This is a genomic window from Thiocapsa sp. UBA6158 (assembly GCF_002423035.1).
GTDB lineage: Bacteria > Pseudomonadota > Gammaproteobacteria > Chromatiales > Chromatiaceae > Thiocapsa.
The window spans coordinates 1-3,350 of sequence record NZ_DIUM01000080.1; the positions used below are offsets into that span (position 1 = coordinate 1).

At 62.9% G+C, this 3,350-nt stretch carries 2 protein-coding genes; both read right to left on the minus strand.

Features of this window, described 5'->3' with window-relative positions; all coding sequences use genetic code 11:
- Positions 1–1,318, minus strand: a 1,318-nt coding sequence (locus tag B4N44_RS11405) for an efflux RND transporter periplasmic adaptor subunit (protein WP_296700859.1), incomplete at its 3' end; no start/stop codon positions are given.
- Complete coding sequence (locus B4N44_RS11410) at positions 1,315–1,707, minus strand: FixH family protein (RefSeq protein ID WP_296700861.1); 393 nt, start codon at positions 1,705–1,707, stop codon at positions 1,315–1,317. The genes B4N44_RS11410 and B4N44_RS11405, both read right to left, overlap by 4 nt.
- Positions 1,708–3,350 lie beyond the last annotated feature (1,643 nt).

The window sequence follows — 3,350 nt, forward strand, 5'->3', positions numbered from 1 at the left end:
CCGCGATGCCTTCGCGGATTTCCGTGAAGCCGTCGCCGCGCAAACCGATCTTCACCTCGCGTGGTTCGAACCTGCCCTCGCCACGATCGAGAATCACAACCTGCCGCGTGCCACTGTCGATCACCGCGTTGTCGGGTATGGCAACGACGAGTGCGGCATTGCCTGAGCTGATCTCCACTTCGGCGTACATGTTGGGAAGCAGGACGCCGTCGGGGTTTGCGATCTCGATCCGTACCCTTGTGGCCCGTGTGGTTTCACTGACCTGCGGATAGATCAGCGACACGCGTCCGGTAAGGCTGCTTGCCGGGAGGCTCCGTATCCGGATCGTCACCGGCGCTCCGATGCGAACCGCGCCGAGGTCGAACTCGGGCACGTCCGCTACCACCCAGATGGTCGCTATGTCGGCAAGGCGGAACAGCACATCGCCCGGCGACGCCTTCATGCCTTCGACGACATTGCGTTCCAGTACAACACCGTCGCGAGGAGCACGCCACATCATCGACAGGGGCACCTTGCGAGTCCGCTCGATCTCGGCGATCGCCTCGGGCGGCAGTCCGAGATTTTCCAGTCGCTGGCGGGCACCGCCGGTTGCGCTGTCGCGACCGCCGCTGTTGAGATCAGTGAGGAACAGCGCCCCGGCGGCCGCGATGTCGGGTGAGTAGAGACGAAGCAGCATCTGGCCCTTGGTCACCCGGTCACCCGTCGTCACATTCGCGACCTCATTGACGAAGGCGTTGCTCCGGGTTGCAACCACGGAGATGCGTCGCTCGTCGAGTTGGACCATTCCCGGCACTCGCACCAGCCCGCCGACGGTTCGGCGCACGACCAACTCAGATCGCACCCCGGTCCGCTGGAGCTTGCCAAGGGACACCCGCACGATCGTGCCGCCATCATCCTCGTCCAGGTGGACGGGGATGTAGTCCATCCCCATCGAGTCGTTCTTCGGCACGGGTGACGTGTCCGGCAAACCCATTGGATTGCGGTAGTAGAGGACGCGCCGTGGGCCTGGCTGCGCGGTCGCCTCGGCCGTTGCCGGCGGTTTGTCCTCGAAGCTCACGTCCTCACTGGCGCGAACAGTACGAAACGAGCGGCCGTCCGCTGTTTGGCGAGGGGTCGCTGAATAAATCAACCTGCCGTCGGGGTCCTGATAATAGATCATCGCTCCCGTGCCGGTGGGCTGAGCCACAAGAGTCCGCTCAGCCCCGAACCAGTCGCGAAGGCCAGCGACCGGGATACCCCGGACGCCGGCCAAATAGCCTCCGCCCCCCGCTGCCAGAACGGCGGCGAGGGTGAGGCCCGTCCGGGCGAGCCGTTTCACGGCATGGCCTTCAGGACCAGCCTGTTCTCGATCGTGCCTGCCTCGCCCTGGATCTTGGCGCCGAGTGAAAGCCGCCAGCGACCCGCCATCACCAGGTTGGTCCTGAAGCGATAGACACCCGGCTCGATCGTTGGCAGCGGCTCGATCGGGGCTGCCATCGTCTCCATGCCATCGGGCGCCATGTCGATTCGGGTCGCGAAGATGACCGCGTCGGGAACCGCCTTGCCGGATCGCTTGTCGACGAGCCGGACGGCGACGATGGCGCCATTGCCCTGTTTTACATCCGTTTGAACGAGCCGGAATTCGTAGTCAGCGATGTCGGCACGCGCCGAGGAGTGGGTCGTCAGGAAAAGCACGGTCGCGAACGCTGCCGCGGCGGCGCGCTTCATGGAAGAGATTGTCATGGTTCGAAAACCCAGATTCATCGAGTACCGAGCACATGTCTCGGTGTTTGCGTGGCCTAAGGCCACGCGCCCTCAGCCGCTTAGGGCTTGCCTCGGCGGCACGAGCCGGCACCGAAGTGCCGGCGATGTTTCTAGGTTCTTGGAGGCCGAGATGGGGGTTCTACCGAGCGCGCGTCGCCCGTGGCGTCGCTACGCGGGTGAATGGTATCGTTCTGAACCCAAAAAATGATGACCATGTTCGTAAGCGTCGGCGCGATCGAGAAACATTTGGCCATGCAGGTCGCCATCAGCGGGCAAGTCTTCTGACAGTCTGGATTGGCCGGTTTCTCCTGCGGGCAGCAAGGCATGTCGGTCATCATCTCCGACGTAGGAATGCCTGAGGCGGCCGCCATCGCGACGCCGTTCATCGGTGCGATGAACGGTCCTGCCATGAGCCCCACGATCGCCAGGATCGGGAGCACCCTGCGGAGCCAAATGCCAACCTTCATGCTCTCAAGCTGCCACAGGCCTAGCATTCTGGAAAGGTGGTCGAGCCAGGTGGTCGAGCCAGGGAGGATGAGGCGTATCCTGTGGCGAGAAGTGCCACCGGTGGGCGAAATTTTCATCAACCCATTGATATAGCTAATTTCCTGTGCCCATCCCGGTAGGGACGCCCGTTACCGGGCGCGCCCCGGACAGATCCGAGCGTGCGCTGCTAACGCACTCGGCTCCCACCTCGGGTGTTTGACGAGGAAGCGTTTCTGCGGCCAGGCGTGAGTGATCCTGGCGGACGGCAGCCAGCGCGCGGCAATTCGCGCCATCCGCTCCCATGTCACCCGCCCTTTCTGGCTGCGGTGCCCAGGCGCCCGCTTCCAGTTCCGGGTAACGTAATGCACGGATGACGTGATCGCCCGCGTGCTGGTCGGCACGGCGTGATACGCGAGATACGCGCGCACGATCTGACCGAGCCGGCGTCCTTGCTTGGACACCGGCTGATGGGCCATCCGGTACGCAGCCTTCTCCAGGACAGGTGCGCGCCGAGGTCGTTGGTGGCGACACGATCGTCTCGGGCAACGTGAATGTGGCCTTGGGTGCAGATTTCGCGATCACGCTGACCGGGTCGCATGCCTTGACCGGGGCGAATTTCATCTTGTGACCGGGACTACGGAGAGGACGGTCAACACTGTCCTCTCCCGGCACTACGGGGGCGGCTGAAATAGTCCATCCCATTGATATCGTGAGAGAAGATCAATTTTCACCGGCCAGAGACCATTTGTTCCCGGTATCTCTCCCTCCGCCAGTTCACCCCGATAGAGGCGTCTCTGCGACTGTGCCCTGCACGGAAAGACCCAATGATTCCATGGGTTTGCGCCGCGGGCTGTTGACCCACAGTGGCGGAACGAATCAGGAAAACGGGTCTCCATACGCCGGTTGTCTCTGGACCTGTTGACTTGGCCGATTTGGTCAACAGCTTTAGTCGCTTGAAATCAGACTATGTTTTCGGACCCGCTCGGCCGGCAATTCGACAATGCAGCCGCCTTGCGTGTGCCTCTTGCAATCTTCTCCACGGTCAACAACCGTCACCCGTGAACCCCGTGACCCGACGGCGAACGCATCACACCGACCACTGTGCTCCAACACCGAGGCCA

Coding starts and splice junctions, on each gene's coding strand:
- B4N44_RS11410 (WP_296700861.1), bottom strand. CDS start 1,707: ATGAAGCGCGCCGCCGCGGCAGCGTTCGCGACCGTGCTTTTCCTGACG.